This window comes from Curtobacterium sp. PvP017 (genome assembly GCF_054060195.1).
Genome location: NZ_JBSSCY010000003.1, coordinates 239,244 through 254,642, shown reverse-complemented (window position 1 = coordinate 254,642; position 15,399 = coordinate 239,244). Strand labels below are relative to the sequence as shown.

The 15,399-nt window shown below is 71.9% G+C and carries 16 protein-coding genes and 1 tRNA gene; 8 read left to right on the top strand and 9 right to left on the bottom strand.

The window, feature by feature from the left end; all coding sequences use genetic code 11:
- The first annotated feature begins 138 nt into the window (after positions 1–138).
- Genes ACVKXF_RS08765 through ACVKXF_RS08755 form a run of 3 tightly spaced genes read left to right on the top strand, consistent with a single transcriptional unit; the run spans position 139 to position 1,789 of the window.
- Positions 139–732 carry a molybdopterin-dependent oxidoreductase gene (locus ACVKXF_RS08765; RefSeq protein ID WP_123312671.1) on the top strand — a complete coding sequence of 198 codons (594 nt, stop codon included), beginning with the start codon at positions 139–141 and terminating at the stop codon, positions 730–732.
- Complete coding sequence (locus ACVKXF_RS08760) at positions 729–1,520, top strand: ferredoxin reductase (RefSeq protein WP_456795487.1); 792 nt, start codon at positions 729–731, stop codon at positions 1,518–1,520. The genes ACVKXF_RS08765 and ACVKXF_RS08760 overlap by 4 nt, the downstream gene beginning before the upstream one ends.
- Positions 1,520–1,789 (top strand): DUF6510 family protein, encoded by a 270-nt coding sequence (locus tag ACVKXF_RS08755; protein ID WP_456795486.1) that lies wholly within the window; start codon positions 1,520–1,522, stop codon positions 1,787–1,789. Before ACVKXF_RS08760 ends, ACVKXF_RS08755 begins: the two co-directional genes overlap by 1 nt.
- Before the next feature lie 274 nt (positions 1,790–2,063).
- Here ACVKXF_RS08755 and ACVKXF_RS08750 read toward each other — a convergent pair.
- A tRNA-Gly gene (locus ACVKXF_RS08750) sits at positions 2,064–2,135 on the bottom strand.
- A gap of 153 nt (positions 2,136–2,288) precedes the next feature.
- On the opposite strand from ACVKXF_RS08750, the gene ACVKXF_RS08745 reads away from it, so the two are divergent.
- A complete protein-coding gene (locus tag ACVKXF_RS08745) occupies positions 2,289–2,495 on the top strand; it encodes a hypothetical protein (protein ID WP_123312674.1) in 207 nt (68 codons plus the stop codon).
- On the opposite strand, the gene ACVKXF_RS08740 is transcribed toward ACVKXF_RS08745, so the two are convergent.
- Positions 2,480–4,237, bottom strand: coding sequence for a 2-isopropylmalate synthase (locus ACVKXF_RS08740; RefSeq protein WP_456795485.1), 1,758 nt, complete (start codon positions 4,235–4,237; stop codon positions 2,480–2,482). The two genes, ACVKXF_RS08745 and ACVKXF_RS08740, sit on opposite strands and share 16 nt — an antisense overlap.
- An 87-nt stretch (positions 4,238–4,324) precedes the next feature.
- Between ACVKXF_RS08740 and ACVKXF_RS08735 the strand changes: the two genes are divergently transcribed.
- Positions 4,325–4,993 carry a FadR/GntR family transcriptional regulator gene (locus tag ACVKXF_RS08735; protein WP_456795484.1) on the top strand — a complete coding sequence of 223 codons (669 nt, stop codon included), beginning with the start codon at positions 4,325–4,327 and terminating at the stop codon, positions 4,991–4,993.
- Positions 4,994–5,032: 39 nt separating this feature from the next.
- On the opposite strand, the gene ACVKXF_RS08730 is transcribed toward ACVKXF_RS08735, so the two are convergent.
- The 3 genes from ACVKXF_RS08730 to ACVKXF_RS08720 all read right to left on the bottom strand — a co-directional run bounded on the left by ACVKXF_RS08730 (position 5,033) and on the right by ACVKXF_RS08720 (position 9,464).
- Entirely contained in the window at positions 5,033–6,412 is a 1,380-nt protein-coding gene (locus ACVKXF_RS08730) for a hypothetical protein (RefSeq protein WP_456795483.1), read from the bottom strand.
- A gap of 36 nt (positions 6,413–6,448) precedes the next feature.
- Positions 6,449–8,518 carry a GMC oxidoreductase gene (locus ACVKXF_RS08725; protein ID WP_456795482.1) on the bottom strand — a complete coding sequence of 690 codons (2,070 nt, stop codon included), beginning with the start codon at positions 8,516–8,518 and terminating at the stop codon, positions 6,449–6,451.
- Between the two features lie 73 nt (positions 8,519–8,591).
- Positions 8,592–9,464 carry an oxidoreductase gene (locus tag ACVKXF_RS08720; protein WP_456795481.1) on the bottom strand — a complete coding sequence of 291 codons (873 nt, stop codon included), beginning with the start codon at positions 9,462–9,464 and terminating at the stop codon, positions 8,592–8,594.
- A gap of 109 nt (positions 9,465–9,573) precedes the next feature.
- Here ACVKXF_RS08720 and ACVKXF_RS08715 point away from each other — a divergent pair, with 109 nt between their 5' ends.
- Together ACVKXF_RS08715 and ACVKXF_RS08710 are read left to right on the top strand one after the other, a co-directional pair.
- Positions 9,574–9,996 (top strand): winged helix-turn-helix transcriptional regulator, encoded by a 423-nt coding sequence (locus ACVKXF_RS08715; RefSeq protein ID WP_340196116.1) that lies wholly within the window; start codon positions 9,574–9,576, stop codon positions 9,994–9,996.
- Positions 9,997–10,144: 148 nt separating this feature from the next.
- Positions 10,145–11,596, top strand: a complete 1,452-nt coding sequence (locus tag ACVKXF_RS08710; protein WP_456795480.1) for an MFS transporter — start codon at positions 10,145–10,147, stop codon at positions 11,594–11,596.
- On the opposite strand, the gene ACVKXF_RS08705 is transcribed toward ACVKXF_RS08710, so the two are convergent.
- The 3 genes from ACVKXF_RS08705 to ACVKXF_RS08695 form a co-directional block, all read right to left on the bottom strand.
- On the bottom strand, positions 11,581–12,342 hold the full coding sequence (locus ACVKXF_RS08705) for an SDR family NAD(P)-dependent oxidoreductase (RefSeq protein WP_456795479.1): 762 nt from the start codon (positions 12,340–12,342) through the stop codon (positions 11,581–11,583). The genes ACVKXF_RS08710 and ACVKXF_RS08705 overlap by 16 nt on opposite strands.
- Positions 12,343–12,510: 168 nt before the next feature.
- A complete protein-coding gene (locus ACVKXF_RS08700; protein WP_456795478.1) occupies positions 12,511–13,491 on the bottom strand; it encodes a hypothetical protein in 981 nt (326 codons plus the stop codon).
- Positions 13,488–14,366 carry an SDR family NAD(P)-dependent oxidoreductase gene (locus ACVKXF_RS08695; protein ID WP_456795477.1) on the bottom strand — a complete coding sequence of 293 codons (879 nt, stop codon included), beginning with the start codon at positions 14,364–14,366 and terminating at the stop codon, positions 13,488–13,490. Before ACVKXF_RS08695 ends, ACVKXF_RS08700 begins: the two co-directional genes overlap by 4 nt.
- Before the next feature lie 51 nt (positions 14,367–14,417).
- On the opposite strand from ACVKXF_RS08695, the gene ACVKXF_RS08690 reads away from it, so the two are divergent.
- The gene (locus ACVKXF_RS08690; RefSeq protein ID WP_456795476.1) at positions 14,418–15,044 is read left to right on the top strand and encodes a TetR/AcrR family transcriptional regulator; all 627 of its coding nucleotides are present in this window, start codon (positions 14,418–14,420) and stop codon (positions 15,042–15,044) included.
- Between the two features lie 134 nt (positions 15,045–15,178).
- Here the strand turns inward: ACVKXF_RS08690 and ACVKXF_RS08685 are convergent, their stop codons facing one another.
- Complete coding sequence (locus ACVKXF_RS08685; RefSeq protein WP_456795475.1) at positions 15,179–15,385, bottom strand: tautomerase family protein; 207 nt, start codon at positions 15,383–15,385, stop codon at positions 15,179–15,181.
- Between the last annotated feature and the right edge of the window lie 14 nt (positions 15,386–15,399).

The following is a 15,399-nucleotide window of genomic DNA, read 5'->3' as shown; positions in this document are numbered from 1 at the left end:
GTAATCGTTCCGGTGAACGATAGAGGGAGACCGGCGATCCCCCAAGTCCTGGCCCTCGTCGGACCGAGTGTTTACGAAGTCGTTACACGGACGCCCCTGGTGCGGTGCATGATCGGAGCATCCCGTCCGAGGAGGATCATGGCGACGTTCACCAGGGGGTTCGGTGGCCGCCGGGCCGACCGCGACGACACCCGCATCCCGCCCGGCCAGACCCTGGTGCGCGACTGGCCGGTGCTGTCGGCCGGAGCCACACCCGAGATCGAGCCCGAGTCGTGGACCTTCTCGATCCGCACCGAGAACGGGCTGCACACCTGGACGTGGGACGAGGTGCACGCGCTCGGTGTCGAGGACGTCACCGTCGACATCCACTGCGTCACCCACTGGACCAAGCTCGACATGCCCTGGCGCGGCGTCCCCCTCGACCGCCTGTTCGAGGACGTCGAGACCTCGCTGGACTTCTGCATGGTGCACAGCACCGGCGGGTACACGACCAACGTCCCGCTCGACGAGCTGCTGGACGGCAAGGCGTGGATCGCGTTCGAGGCCGACGGCGAACCGCTCGAACCCGAACACGGCGGACCGGCCCGCCTGCTGGTGCCGCATCTGTACTTCTGGAAGAGCGCGAAGTGGGTGAGCGGGATCGTCATGCAGGCGGACGACGAGCCGGGCTTCTGGGAGAACGCGGGGTACAACCTGCACGGCGACCCGTGGAAGGAAGAGCGGTACTGGTGACGGTTCCCGACACCGACCTGGAGGCCCGGCCCGGCCCCGCCGTCCGCCCTGCGGTGCGCAGGCGGCCGGCCTGGCACCCCGCGACGGTTGCGTCGGTCGAGCGTGAGACCCCGAACGCACGTCGGGTCGTCCTCGACGTGCCGACGTGGCCGGGGAACGACCCCGGCCAGCACCTGGATCTCAGACTCACGGCCGAGGACGGCTACCAGGCCTCCCGGTCCTACTCGATCGCCTCGGCCGGCGACGGCACCGACGTCGTCCTCGCCGTCGACCGCGTCGAGGGCGGCGAGGTGTCCCCGTTCCTGGTCGACGCGGTCGAGGTGGGCGACGCGCTCGAGGTGCACGGTCCCCTCGGCGGGTGGTTCGTGTGGCGTCCCGGCGGGTCCACCCGACCGGTGCAGCTGATCGCCGGCGGATCGGGCATCGTGCCGCTCGTCGCCATGGTCACCGCGCACGCCGAGGCCGGGGACCCCGCCCCGTTCCGCTTGCTCGTCGCCGTCCGGACTCCCGACGACGTCTTCTTCCGTGCGGAACTCGACCGGGCCGTCGGCTCCGACGCCCCGCTCGAGGTCACCACCGTGTACAGCCGGACCGCTCCCCCCGGGTCCGACGTGCCCGCGGGGCGACTGACCCGCGACGCCCTCGCCGCCGCGGTCTTCCCGCCGGACGTCGGAGCCCTCGTCTACGTGTGCGGGTCGACGCCCTTCGTCGAGCAGGTGCTCCGCTGGCTCGCCGAGCTCGGGCACGACACCACCGACCTCCGTGCCGAACGCTTCGGGGGCAGCTGATGACGGTCGTCGACGGCAACGCGCTCGCGGGCGTCCTGTCCGAGGTGCTCGGTCCGGAGCCGACCGTGACGGTGCTCTGCTGTGCGGGCTGCGGCTCGCTCGGCTCGGTCGCGCGCACCGCGGTCCACCGCACGGCGATGGGCTCCGTCGCCCGCTGTCGCGACTGCGACACCGTGCTCGTGACGGTCGTGGATGCCGGGGCGACCCGGTGGGTCGGGCTGCCGGGCACCCGGGCCGCGGCGGCCTCTTCACCCGAGGGACTCGGCTAGAGCAACCCACAGTGGCGTGTCCTGCGGAGTTCTTGCGGCTTTCCGCACGACCCGAACTGGGGCCCAATCCGTCGACGGCGATGCTCCGGATCACTCTTCGGGACATCGCTGGGCCACCCACCCGGCGTCTCCACTCGGGGCAGCGTGGCCTCTGCGTCCGGTGGGCGCGGGTACCCGAAGCCTGCGCCCCCGGAAGCACCGCGTGCGGTGCCCGGAGACGACGAAACCCCCGGTGCTGCTCCGTCGAGCAACCCCGGGGGTCGTGTCCTGTCCGAGCGGATGACGAGATTCGAACTCGCGACCCTCACCTTGGCAAGGTGATGCGCTACCACTGCGCCACATCCGCATTCGCACGCCGTGTCGGCCGTGCGGAGTCGACTGTACCCGATCCCGGGCACCGGGACGTGTTCTTCGCCAGATCCGGGCGTGTCCGGTCGTCACGAGGCGCCGTTCTGGGCGGCGATGGCGGTCATCAGGCGGGGAGGAGTTCGATCGGTGCATGAGCTACGTGCACGACAACCCGGGCGGGACCGAGGCCCACGGCGTCGACCTGATCGACGGCGACGCCCCCGCCATCCGCATCCTGGTGCACGGCGACCTGCCGACCACGATCGAGCACGAGGGGCGGACCTGGCTCGCCACCGGGGGCGCGCACGACGACGGGGACGACCAGGCTCCGCCGATCGCGATCTACCGGCCGGTCTGAGCCGAACGGATCGCTCGCGCGGCCTGGAGCACCGCTTCCACGCTCGCGGTGAGCACCGACCGGTCTCGACCCGCTGCCCAGTGCACCCCGGTCCCGTCGCGGTACTCGAGCAGGGTCAGTGCCGCACTGGCGCTGCCCGTCGTCCGTGAGGTCTGGTGCAGCGAGACGATGTCGACCACGATGTCGCACGCAGCGAGCAGGTCGACGACCGCCTCGACCGGGCCGACATCGACGGCGGTCCCGTGGTGTTCGGTTCCGTCGACCCGCAGGGTGAGCTCGGTGTGGGTGTCGGCGCCGTGCGCCGTCTCGATCGCCACCAGCTCGATGTCCGCCGTGCCGTCGGGCGTCCGCTCGTAGCTCCGCTCGAACAGCTCGAGGAGCTCCGGGCCGTCGACCTCGGCCCCCGTTCCGTCGACGTGGCGCTGGACACGTCGTGCGAAGTCGATCTGCAGCCGCCGCGGGAGCTCGATGCCCGATGCCGTCTCGAGCAGGTGTGCGATCCCGCCCTTGCCGGACTGCGAGTTCACCCGGATGACCGCGTCGTAGTCCCTGCCGAGGTCCGCCGGGTCGATCGGCAGGTACGGCACGCGCCACGCCGTCTCCGACTCGGGGCGGCCCTCGGCGGCAGCGCGGGCCCGGTGTTCGGCGAACCCCTTCCGGATGGCGTCCTGGTGCGTGCCGCTGAACGCGGTGTGCACCAGATCGCCGACGTAGGGGTGTCGCGGGTGCAGCTCGATGCGGGTGGCGTGTTCGACCGTCCGTCGGACGTCGTCGATGTCGGAGAAGTCGATCATCGGGTCGATGCCCTGCGCGTGCAGGTTGAGCGCGAGGGTGGCGATGTCCACGTTGCCGGTCCGTTCGCCGTTGCCGAAGATGCAGCCCTCGACGCGTTGCGCCCCCGCGAGCACCGCGAGCTCGGCGCACGCGATGCCGGTCCCCCGGTCGTTGTGCGGGTGCACCGACAGGATCACCCCGTCGCGCCGGGCCAGGTTGCGGTGCATCCACTCGATCTGGTCGGCGTACACGTTCGGCGTCGCGATCTCGACCGTCGCCGGCAGGTTGATGACCACCGGACGCTCTGGTCTGGCGTCCCAGAGTTCGGTCATGGCGTCGCAGACCTCCAGGACGAAGTCCGGCTCGGTCAGGTTGAAGACCTCCGGTGAGAACTCGAACCGGACGTTCGGCAGGTGCCCCGCGAACTCGAGCACGTCGCGGCCGCCGGCGAGGATCATCTCGCGCAGCTCGTCCCGGTCCTTGCCGAGCACGACATCCCGCCACATCGGGGCCGTCGCGGTGTACATGTGGACGACGACGTCGTTGGTGATGCCGCGGATCGACTCCACCGTCCGCTCGATCAGGTCACGCCTGGCCGGGGTGAACACGACGATCGTGACGTCCTCCGGCGCGAGGTCGGTCTCGGCGAGCAGCCGGACGAACGCGTGGTCGGTCTCGGACGCCGACGGGTAGCCGACCTCGATCTCCTTGTAGCCCATCCGCACCATGAGTTCGAAGAAGCGCCGTTTGCGCTCGGGGTCCATCGGCTCCGCGAGTGCCTGGTTGCCGTCGCGCAGGTCGACGGGCACCCAGAGCGGCGCGGTGGTGAGCGACCGCGTCGGCCAGGTGCGGTCGGTGAGCGGGACGGCGACCCGCTCGGAGACGTCACGGTACCGGTGCGACGGCATCGGGGACGAACGCTGTCGGTTCCACGGCTGGGTCGCGACGGTGGGAGTGGTGGTGGTCATGGGGCTCCTCGTGCTGCTGTCGTGACGACCGTAGCACCACTCCTCAGACAAGTGGAGGTGTTCCGTACGATGCGGCAGGATGGGCACATGACACCGGTCCGCCGCGAACCACTCGCCGAACAGGCGGCCGACGTTCTGCTCGCCCGCATCCGTGACGGCGAGTGGGTCCTCGGAGCGAAGCTCCCCGGCGAGACGACGCTGGCACCGCAGCTCGGCGTCGGTCGCTCGACGGTGCGCGAAGCCATCCGGCACCTCGCCGGCCGGGGCGTGCTGGCCTCGCGGCAGGGTGCCGGGGTGTTCGTCACCGCACTCGACGTCCAGGACGGTCTCGACGACGTGCTCCGCCACGCGGACATCACCGCCGTGGTCGAGGCTCGCATCGCGATCGAGGTCGAGGCGTCGTCCCTGGCCGCGGAACGGCGGACCCCGGCCGAACTCCGCGCGATGCGGCGCGCGGTCGACCACCGCCAGGAACGACGCGCCTCGATCGAGCAGCACGTCGACGCGGACACGGCGCTGCACCGCGCGATCGTGGTCGCCGCGCACAGCCCGCTGCTCACCGAGCTCTTCGACGGCTTCACGCCGCGCAGCCGTCAAGCGATGATCGAGCTGCTCCGCATCGACGGTGCGTACGGCAGCGAGGCCGACCGCGACGTGCACGACGACATCGTCGACGCCATCGCCGACCGGGATCCCGCCGCTGCGGCAGCTCGGACGCGGGCGCACCTGCGCAGCCTGACGGCCCGGCTCGGGTGAACGTCTGCCGGGCCGTCCAGCCCGGCACACCCGATCGGTTCAGTGTCCGCGCACGTCACCCGTCAGGATCGCGTGCTCGGCACCGGCCGACAGTTCGTCGTGCAGCGCGTCCGCGAAGAACTCCCCCGCCCCGAGGCTGATCAGGTGGGTGAGCGCGCCACCCACGTCCGCCAGGCCGGGGTTCCACTCGTCGTGCAGGGACGCACGGACGTGTCCGGACTCGTGCACGATGACGGCGCCGATGTGGTCGTGGCTGTCGCCGACCTCGAGCACGGCGTCGTACACGACGGGCTCGGTGTCCTCGCCGAGGGGCTCCAGGTGCACCTCACCGATGCCGGGCCACTCGGTGCGGAACACGGGCAGGTCCGGTGCGTGCAGGTGCGGGGCGCGTTCGTCGGTGACGGACTCGATCTCGCCGGACGTCAGGTACTCGTCGACGACCTCGTGGATGCGGTCGTGCAGTCCGGGCTCGTACTGCCACCACCGCTTGTGCACGGCGCGGAGCCAGTCCTGCGTCGCGGCGTCGGCCGAGGCCGAGGTCCCTACCAGCTGCGGCGCCGTGCCCGGCGAGCCGACGACCTCGAGCTGCTCGTCGTGCGTCTCGACGGTGATGGAGCCCGTGGTCTCGTCGGGGTGCACGCCGTGCACGTCCTCGGGGGCGGCTGCCCAGATGCTCGCCGGCAGCTTCGGCGGCAGGTCGAACGCCACCGCGATCGCCGGGCGCGCCAACGCCTCGTCCAGCGCGTCGCCGAGGTGCACCTCGTCCGATCGGGAACCCATGACGACGCCGCCGGCCGGGGGCACGGCGGCCAACCGCTCCAGGTCCTCGTGGTCCGCGTTCATCGATGCGAGCACGGTCGTGTCCGCCCACTGGACGAACTCGCCGGCCGCACGGTCCTGGTCACCGAACGGCACGTTCCAGACCGAGGGGTCCGCCAGCACCCACGATGCCGAGCGACCGGCGGGACCACGCCGCACGGCGTCGACCAGGGCGGGGACGAGCCCGGGCAGCCCGCGGTAGGCCGGACGCACGGTGACCCGGTCCAGCGCGAGCAGGTCCGGCTTGCCGAGCATCTCGGCTGCGTGCGTCTGCAGCGACAGGAAGGTCTCGCCGGTGGCGTCGGGGACGACGATCGCGGCGGCGAAGTCCCCGTCGACGTCGGACACCTGGTAGCCGAGCACCAGCGCCTCGACCGACTCCGGCGACCGGCTCGTGTAGGCGGTGACCTCGGCGACCGACACCGCCTCTGCCTCGTCGTCGGTGATCGGCACCCGGACGTCGATCACCCACCGGTCGACGTCCTGCCCGGGGTAGGCGTCGCCGTCCTCGTCGGAGATCGTGATGTGCACGAGCCGCAGGGAACCGTCCCAGGCATCGTGGACGTGCTGGGCGATGGCGGCTTCAGGGTCGTCGGTCACGGACGCCACCGTATCGGTGGGGGCGCGGTCGTGTGGTCACGGACGGTCCGCGACCATTGCGTCGACCGTCCGCATCGCGGTCGCCAGGATGGTCAGGACCGGGTTGACGCCGCCGTTCGTGACGTGCACCGAGCCGTCGGCGACGCGCAGGTTGTCGTGCCCCCACACCCGGCCGGACGGATCGACCACCGACGTCGCCGGGTCCGCCCCCATCCGGAGCGTGCCGGCCTGGTGCTGTCCGCCGCTCGTGCCGTGGACCGGGCCGTGCAGCTCGGCGACGCGGGTGGCGCCGGCGGCTCGCAGCCAGTCGCCGCTGCGAGCGCTGGTGTGGTCGCGTGCGCGGACGTCCTCGGGGTGGACGCCACCGCTGAACGACGCCACCGGGATGCCGTACCGGTCCGTCACGGCCGGGTCCACCCGGACGCGGGCGTCGGCCGTGGTGACCTCCTGGATCGGCCCCATGATCCGCATGCTGCGCCGCGCCAGGTCCCGCATCGCGTGCTTGCCGTCGAGCCCGGAGCGTGGGACGAGCCCCGTGCCGACGAGGTACTGGTAGGTGTTCGACGGCGTCGCGATGAACTCGTTCGCCAGGATCCCGCCACCGATCTGCCCGGGCACGCCGTGCCGGTAGTCGGTGGTGGCGATCGACGGTCCCGGTCCGAGACCGTCGTCCACCACGTCGTCGAAGACCCCCATCGCGCCGCCGTAGACGTGACCCTGCAGGTGCCGACCGACCTGGTCCGCGCCGTTGCCGATGCCGTCGGGTTCCTGGTCGCTCCGGCTGTTCAGCAGGAGTCGTGCCGACTCCACCGCCCCGGCCGCGACCACGACCTCGGCCGCGTCCACGTCGGTCCGCCAGTCGTGGCCGTCGACCGTGCCGACGATCGTGACGCCGACCACACGACCCGCGCCGTCCGTCCGCAGCCGGGCGACGCGGGCCTCGAGCACGATCGACGCGTTCCCGGTGGCGAACGCGCGGGTCAGCATGGTGTTCTGGCTGCCGTTCTTGGCGTCGACCGGGCACGCGAAGCCGACGCACATGCCGCACTGCTCGCAGGCCCGGCGGCCCAGGTACGGCGTCGAGTTGATCAGGAGCGGGACGTGCACCGTCCAGATGCCCAGGGTGTCCGCGGCGGCGGCGAGCCGGTCCCGCGCTGCCCCGGACGGCAGCGGTGGCATCGGTCGCGCGCGCGAGCGCTCCCCGGACCACGGACCGTCGACGTCGCCCCCGCTGACCCCGACCTCCCACTCGGCGCGCTCGTACCAGGGCTCGAGTTCGTCGTAGCCGAACGGCCAGTCGGCCAGGCTGCTGCCGTCCGGCACCCCGTACGTCGACGCCATCGTGAAGTCCCGCGGTCCGAACCGCCATGCCTGTGCGCCGTAGACCCGGGTGCCGCCCCCGGCCGTGGCCGCGTTGTTGTGCCACCCCGGCGACGACGGCCGGAGCACCAGCAGCTCCCGCCCGTCCGCCACCGTGCGCGGGTTCCCGACGTCCGGCGGCCCGGACAGCGGTGCGACGCCCCAGCTCGACCGCGGGTTCCGGATGTGGTCTCGGCTGAGGTCCGCGCTGCCGGGCCACCCACCGGCCTCGATGACGAGCACGCGCCGCCCGGACTCGGCGAGCCCGCACGCGGCGACGCCCCCGCCGGCGCCCGACCCGACGACGACCGCGTCGTACCGGTCGGCCAGCTGCGACGGGTGCACGACCGAGGGGACGGCGGTCGGTACCGGTACCGGCACGCTCCAGCCGTCCGGCGGACCGGGCTGCCACCCCACCATCTCCCAGGACCGCTCCCCCGCGTTCCCGCCGTTGCCTGCGTCGGCGTAGTAGCCCGCGGCGACGAGCTCGGCGAACCAGGTCCAGTCCGGATCCTGCTCGTCGACGCCGTCGGCGCGGTCGTGGTCGTCCGCGTGCTCGAGGACGACCCGGAGGCGGTCCAGCCAGTCCGGCCGGTCGACCAGGATCCCGGCCAGGAAGTCGAGCGCGCCGGCCTCGGACGCCGACGGGTACTCGTCCGCCGGCACCACCCGGTCGACCAGGGCGCGGAGCCGTTCGTCGTGCGTGCGGAGGAACTCCTGGGCCGCCGTGGCCGCGTGGTCCGTCATCGGTCCTGCCTCCCGGGCGGCGCCGATGCCGCCCACGAGCACCGTAACGGACACAGCGGGGTACGGGTCGGGCTCAGCCGCCGATGCCCTCGAGGTCGAGCAGGTCGTCGTCGCTCAGCACGACGGTGGCACCCTCGATGTTCTCGCTCAGGTGCGCCCGCGACGACGTGCCCGGGATCAGCAGGATGTTCGGGGACCGGCGCAGCAGCCATGCCAGGGCGACGGACATCGGCGTCGACCCGATTCGTGCCGCCACGGTCGAGAGCACCTCGGACTGCAGCGGAGAGAAGCCACCGAGCGGGAAGAACGGCACGTAGGCGACTCCCTCGGCGGCGAGACGGTCGATGAGCGGATCGTCCTGCCGGTTGGCGAGGTTGTACATGTTCTGCACGGACACGATCGGAGCGATCCCACGCGCTTCGTCCACCTGGTCCGGCGTGGCGTTGCTCACGCCGAGGTGCCGGATGATGCCCTGCTGCTGCAGGTCGACCAGCGTCTCGAACGCCGGGGCGATCGGGCCCGCGACCGGACCGTCCGCGTCGCCCAGCCGCAGGTTGACGAGGTCCAGCACGTCGACGCCGAGCGTCTCGAGGTTGTCGTCAACCTGCGCACGCAGTTGGTCGGGTTCCCGAGCAGTCGGCCAACCGCCTCGGGCGTCCCGCCGCGCGCCGACCTTGGTCGCGATGACGAGGCCGTCGTCGTACGGGTGCAGCGCCTCGTGCAGCAGCTCGTTGACGACACGGGGGCCGTACGTCTCGGCGGTGTCGATGTGCGTGATGCCGCCGGCGACGGCGTCCCGGAGCACGGCGACGGCCTCGTCGTGGTCCTTCGGCGGCCCGACGACCCATGGACCGGTGAGCTGCATCGCGCCGTAGCCGAAGCGTGACACCAGCCGGTCGCCGAGGGTCCAGGTGCCGCCCGGCAGGCGCGGGGTGGTGGTGGTCATCGGATCTCCTTCGAGGACTTGTGGAGCGGTTGCTCGTGTTCCACTCTTGACGAACTGCTTCCCGTTCGGAAGGAGTTACCCAGAAGTGCGTTGCTACCCGTGGAGCCCTGTGCCGACCACGACCGCCGCCGAGCAACGAGCTGACGCCAAGGCGCAGTACAACGCCTACCTGGCAGCCTGCCCGAGCCAGCAGCTGCTCGCACGGGTCTCCGGCAAGTGGGTGACGCTCGTGCTGTCGGCACTCGGGAGCGGCCCGGAGTGCGACGGCGACCCGAGGCCGATGCGGTACTCCGAACTCGGTCGCGTCCTGGCGGGCGTGAGTCCGAAGATGCTGTCGCAGACGCTGAAGTCGCTCGAACGCGACGGCCTCGTCGTCCGCACGGCGACGGCGACGGTGCCCGTGACGGTGACGTACGAACTCACGGATCTGGGGCTCTCGCTGCACGGCACCGTGCGGCAGCTCAAGCGCTGGTCGGAAGCCCACCGCGACGAGGTGGCCGCGCACCAGGCGTCCTTCGACAGCGTCCGCTGACCGAGGCGCCCTCGACCCGGCGCGCTTGCACCGCACGTCCCGCGGGACGTATGGTCCTCGCAGAGGGCAAAACGCCTCGCTCCTGAACGGACGAGGCAAGCACACGCGGTCTCGGACGAGTCGCCACTTCTTCATCGAAGGAGTGCCCGTGTCCACCCGTTCCCCCGCCCGGCTCCGCGACGCCGGGATCGCCCTCACCGGCCTGTCCGCGGTCTTCCTGTTCGAGATGCTCGACAACTCGGTGCTGAACGTCGCCCTCCCCACCATCGGCCGCGAACTCCACGCGTCGACGACCGGCCTGCAGTGGGTCACCGGTGCCTACTCGGTCGTCTTCGGCGCCCTCATGCTCCTGTTCGGCGCGGTCGCCGACCGGTTCGGCCGACGTCGGGTGATGCTCGTCGGTCTGGTGCTGCTCGCGCTCTCCGCCCTGGCGACCACCCTCGTCACCACGACCGGCGAACTCGTCGCGGTCCGCGCGCTCATGGGGCTCGCCGCGGCCATGACGACGCCCGGGTCGATGGCCCTGGCCTTCCGGCTCTTCGACACCGAGGCCCTGCGCGTCCGCGCCTTGACGGTCATCTCCACCGCCGGCCTCGTCGGGCTCGCGGTCGGACCGACGGCGGGCGGCTTCGCCCTCGCGGTGGCGCCGTGGCAGGCCCTGCTCCTCGTGAACGTCCCGATCGCGGCGCTCGCGTTCATCGGCATCCGGACCGGCGTCCCCGCTGACCGACCGGAGGACCTGCACCCCGACCGGATCGACGTGATCGGCGCGCTGTTCGGCACCACGGCCCTGGTCGGTGCACTCGGGACGCCCACCCTCTTCGCGGAGGCGGGCAGCGCCTCCTGGCCGGGGTGGACCGGGGTCGTCGTGACGGTCGCGGCGGTGGCGGCCTTCGTGCAGCGGGAGCGCACCGCGGCACAGCCGCTGCTCGACCTGCGCCTGCTCGCCCGTCCGCTCGTCGCGAGCGGTCTGGCGTACAAGGCGGCCTCCGGACTCGCGGTCTCCGGGCTGTCGTACCTGGTGACGCTGCAGCTGCAGTTCGCCTGGGGCTGGTCGCCGGCGCTGGCCGCGGCGGCGACGCTGCCGCAGGTTGTGGTGCTCCTGGCCTCCGGACGGTTCGTCGGCCCCTTCGTGCAGCGGGTGGGCCTCGGTCGCGCGGCCTGGCTGAGCGCCGGTGCCGTCGTGGCCGGACTCGCGCTCTTCACCGTCGGCGGGCGTGCCGGGTACGGCTGGGTCGCCGCGGCACTCGTCCTGGTCGCCGCGGGCATGCGGGTCGTCGGGGTCGTCGCGGGCAACAACGTGCTCCAGGGCCTGCCGTCGAACCGGACGTCGGTCGGGGCGGCGCTCGTCGACACCTCGAGCGAGCTCGCGACCGCGGTGGGCATCACGGCGACCGGGACGGTCCTGGCGCTGCTCGTGCCCGGCAGCATCGCCTCGACGTCGTGGACGGCGGCCCGGCTGGCCGCCTTCGAGGGCGGCATCACCGTCGCGGGTGCCGTCCTGACGGTCGTCGCCGCCCTGCTGGTCGGCTTCGGCATGGCACGCGCGACGACCCGCGCGGGCACGCCGGTGGCCGAACCGGCTCAGACCGCGCTGTAGCCGCCGTCCGCGACGAGGACCGACCCGGTGATGAACGACGCCGCGTCGCTCGCCAGGAACACGACGCTCGGGGCGATCTCCTCGGGCAGGGCGAACCGTTGCTGCGGCGCGTCCTCGATCCAGTACCGCCGGAACTCCGGGGAGTCCACCGGGGCCATCTCGGTCTTCACGTACCCCGGGGCGACGGCGTTCACGCGGATCCCGTACTGCGCCCACTCGACCGCGAGCGACTTCGTCAGGTGGTGCACGGCGGCCTTCGACGCGTTGTACGCCGGCTGCCACTGCGGCCGGTTCACGATGAGGCCCGACATGCTGCCGATGTTCACGATCGAGCCCGACCCGGCGTCGCGCATGTGCGCGCCGACGGCGGTCGACGTCTTCCAGAGCGCACGGACGTTCAGGTCGAACACGTCGTCCCACTCACTGTCGGGGACGTCGAACGCGTCCCGGTGGTGGCACGTGCCGGCGTTGTTCACGAGCACGTCGATCCGACCGAGGGCGGTCATCGCCTCCTCGGTCATGCGCGTCACCTGCGCGCCGTCGGTGATGTCCGCCGTGATGGTGACGAAGTCGTGGGCGGCGTCCGCGGCTTCGGCGGCGACCCGGGCGTTGCGTTCGGCCGACCGCCCGACGATCGCGACGCGGGCACCGGCCTCGGCGAGGCCGAACGCGAACGCCCGTCCGAGCCCCTGGTTGCCGCCGGTGACGAGGGCGGTCCTGCCGGACAGGTCGAAGGGTGAGGTCATGGTGTGGGCGCCTTCCTGAGGGGGCCGACGCCGTGCACCGCGTCGACGAGGTACCGCCCTGCGTACACGCCCCCGGCCGGGAGGCGCGGCGTGCGTCCGCCCCGCACCGCGCCCACGGCTGTGCTCACGACCACCGCCGCCCGCTCTCCCGGTCACGGCCCTCCGCGTTCATCCGCCGCCTTCTCGATTCCCTCTGCGATCCACGAACGCTCGGACGGCTCGCCCCGGTGGGGCAACGACCACGACGCTGGTCACGACGAGCACGGCGACGATTCCCACCGCTCCGATCGTCAGCAGGTCCGGGCGGAGGACCGACTGGCCCCGCAGGGCCTGCCACAGCGCGATCGAGGTGGCCGCGGCGTACGCCGCCCCTGCGACGACCACGACGCGCACGCGCGACCGCTCCCGCATCGTCGCCGGCAGGACGAGCGCGAGGAGGGGCAGCACCTGCAGGGCGTGCATCCCGATGAAGTGGGACACGCGGAGGTCACCGTGGAGGCTGTTCCAGCCGAGCAGGGGGATCCCGCCGGAAGGGTCGTCGCCCCCGACGGAGTGCGAGCCGTACGTCCCCGAGCCCGGATCGGCCAGCTGCGCCGCAGTGGGGATGACCATGAGGAACCCCACGGAGAGGCCGGCCAGGGCGACGACGAGCCCGATCCGGAGCGCCCAGGCCGACGCCCGGTCGTCCAGGTTCGAGAAGACCGCGACTGCGGCGCCGACGAGCAGCGTGGCGCAGTACATCAGGGTGACCCCACCGGCCATGAGCTGGTAGAACAACTGGTTCGTCGGGGTCGACACGTTGAAGTGGCTCCCCACGCCTCGCACGACCTGGATCGAGATCACGACGATCTCGAGCAGCGATGCGGCCGCGCCGACGGTCCCGGCCCACCAGCCGATCCGTCGCAGGACGGGCCGCTGCACCAGGGAGAGCATCCACGCCAGCGTCACGGCGTAGAGCGCGAGCGACACGGAGAACTTGAGCGGCTTCGCCCAGATCGGGTCGGCTGCGAGCGTGCGCGGATCGACCAACAACCCGACGACGCACACCACCGCCCAGACGCCCATCAGCGCAGCGAACGCCACGAGCGGCCGGTGCCATCCCCGGGTACTGAGCAGGAGGGCACGGGTCGCGTCGAGGACGACGCTCACGAGCGGGCGTCCACCGCAGTCAGCTCCTCGGAGATCGACCACAGCCGAGCAGCGATCTCCGGGTCCTGTGCCGGCTTCGACCGGCCGATGACTTCGGCTCCACCGCGCATGTGCATCATGCGCCGCGGTCCGACGAAGGTCCCACCGGGCAGGTCGGCGCTCGCGGCCATGAGCGACGGCAGCGCACCGTCCTCTGGCTCCTGCCCGAGGACCGGGACGAGACGGTCCCACAGGTTGGGGCGCTGCCCGGCCGGTCGCTCGTAGATCGCCGTCTTCACCAGGCCCGGGTGGGCTGCCAGCGCGCGCACCCGGGACCCCGACGCCAGCAGGCGCCGGTCGAGTTCGGACGTGAACAGCAGGTTGGCGAGCTTGGAGTCGGCGTACGCACGGCCGGCGTTGTAGGTGCGCCGGTACCAGTCGAGGTCGGTGAGGTCGAGTCGGGCCATACGTTCCGCCTGGGAGGCGACGGTGACGACGCGGTCGGTGACGTGCGGCAGGAGCAGCGTCGCCAGCAGGAAGTGTCCGAGGTGGTTCGTCCCGAACTGGAGTTCGTGCCCCTCCGCCGTCCGCTCCAGGTCCTTCGACTCGACGCCGGCGTTGTTCACCAGGATCGCGATCGGCTCGTCGATGCCGTCGGCGAACGCCTCGACCGTGTCGAGCCGGGCGAGGTCGAGACGGCGCACACGGTGGGTCCCCGGAATGCCGGGGAGGGCGGAGACGACCGCCCGGCCCTTCTCCTCGTTGCGGACCGCGAGGATGATCCGCGCTCCCGATCCCGCCAGTGCGACGGCCGTCGCACGGCCGATGCCGCTCGTGCCGCCGGTGATGATCACGGTCTCGTCGGTCGGAGCTCGACCGGTCCTGATGTCGTCCATGCCGCCAATGTAGACACTGCCTACTTTGTTGTCAACGTCTACACTGGCGTCATGAGTGCGCAAGCTCGTCCGTACCACCACGGCTCACTGCGGCAGGAGCTCGTGCGGGAGGGCCGTGCGCTCCTGGTCGAGGAGGGGCAGCAGGCGGTGACCGTGCGGGAGCTCGCGCGCCGCGTCGGCGTCAGTCACGGCGCACCCCTACGACACTTCCGCGACCGGGAGGCCGTCCTCGACGCGATCGCCGCGGACGGCTTCGACGAACTCCGTGGCCACCTGGAGGCCGCGCGCGGCCCCGGGGACCTCGGGCCCCGTCTCACCGAGTACGTCCGAGCGCACGTCCGCTTCGCCCAGGAGAACGGCCCTCTCGTCCAACTGATGTTCACGTCGACCGACGACGGCCCGGAACCCGAGCGCGACCACGGGTCGTGGTCCTCGGCGGAACGGTTCTTCGCCCTGGGTGCGGAACTGCTCGGCGAGCGCGACCCGGCATCGATGGGTCCGGTCCCGTTCCTGCTCGCAGCGACCACCGAGGGCATCAGCGCACTGGCGGCGGCCGGGCGGATCCCGCCGGAGCGTGTGGAGGAGGTCGTCGTCGCGGCGGTGCGGATGCTCCTCCCACAGATCGAGCAGCAGCTCGGCCGGCCCTCCGACGTCTCGACGAGCCAGTCCGGCCCCTGATCGACGCGTGGCGGCCGCGGTCAGCGAGTCGCCGGGATTCAGTCCGGACGTCGTGACGAGCGCGGTGTCGGAGTCGTCGTCGCCGAGAAGGCGGCGGGGAACCGTGTTGCCGGCCCCCCGCCGCGCGCGGACGGTCAGACGCGGCCGAGCATCGCTTCGTTGAGGATGGTGCTGCCGAGCATCCAGCCACCGTCGGCGACCTCGTCGAGGATGACGAGCGTCGTGGGTCGGGCTCGCTCGCCGTAGACGTCGACGATGGCATCGGTGACGGCGTCCTGCAGCTTCTTCTTGGACTCGGGGGTCAGGGTGTCAGCAGGGACCTTGATGTTGGCGAAGGGCATGGTGTTCCTCTCAG